The sequence below is a fragment of the Acidovorax sp. HMWF029 genome (genome assembly GCF_003060895.1).
Lineage (GTDB): Bacteria > Pseudomonadota > Gammaproteobacteria > Burkholderiales > Burkholderiaceae_C > Acidovorax.
The window spans coordinates 15,254-15,985 of sequence record NZ_QAIH01000291.1 but is presented as its reverse complement, the minus strand read 5'-3'; the positions used below and the strand labels follow the sequence as shown (position 1 = coordinate 15,985).

Genomic DNA, 732 nt, shown 5'->3' with positions numbered 1-732 from the left:
TGCCCGATTTGCCGCCTGCTGCTGCTTCTGCCATGGATTCTCCTCGTGGGGTGGGGGCGGGGCGCCACGCGGGACCCCGCAGGGAAAAACCTCTTGTTGATTCAGGCCGTTGCTGCCGCCTTGCCCTTGGGTAGGTGGGGGCCGGGTGCCACGGTGCGCAGCACGCTGTCGATGACAAACGACTCCCAGTGCGCCAGCGCGTCGGGCGTTTCCAGGTCTTCGCCCAGAAAGGCCGACAGCGTGTGCCGGTTGGACATGTAGAAGTAGCCCGTGGCGGCGATAAGCAGGTACACATCGCGCGCTGACACGTCCTTGCGAAACAGGCCCTGCGCCTGGCCGCTGTCGAGCACGCGGCGGATCACCTCGATGGCGGGCGAAGAATATTCACGGGCGCGCATCGATTTGGAGATGTGCTTGCCCTTGTGCAGGTTCTCGGTGTTGAGCAGGGTGATGAACTCGGGGTTCTTGCGGTAGTAGCCCACCACAAAGCGGATCACGGCCTGCAGCGCCTCCACCGGCTTGGCGGTGTCCAGGTCCAGTTTGGATTCCGCATCGTTCATGCGCCGGTAGGTTTCCTCCAGCACCTCGATGAACAGGCCTTCCTTGCTGCCGAAGTAGTAGTAGATCATCCGGTCGAAGGACTTGGCTGCCTTGGAGATCTTCTCGACGCTGCCGCCTTCGTAGCCGTAGCGTGCGAACACCTTGGTCGCCGCTTTCAGGATGTTGTCGCGC

Annotated in this window: 1 protein-coding gene; it reads right to left on the bottom strand. The window is 62.7% G+C overall.

What is annotated here, in order from left to right; genetic code table 11:
• Positions 1-101 precede the first annotated feature (101 nt).
• Positions 102-732: TetR/AcrR family transcriptional regulator (locus DBR12_RS20170; RefSeq protein WP_108618861.1), on the bottom strand; the 631-nt coding region annotated here is incomplete at its 5' end.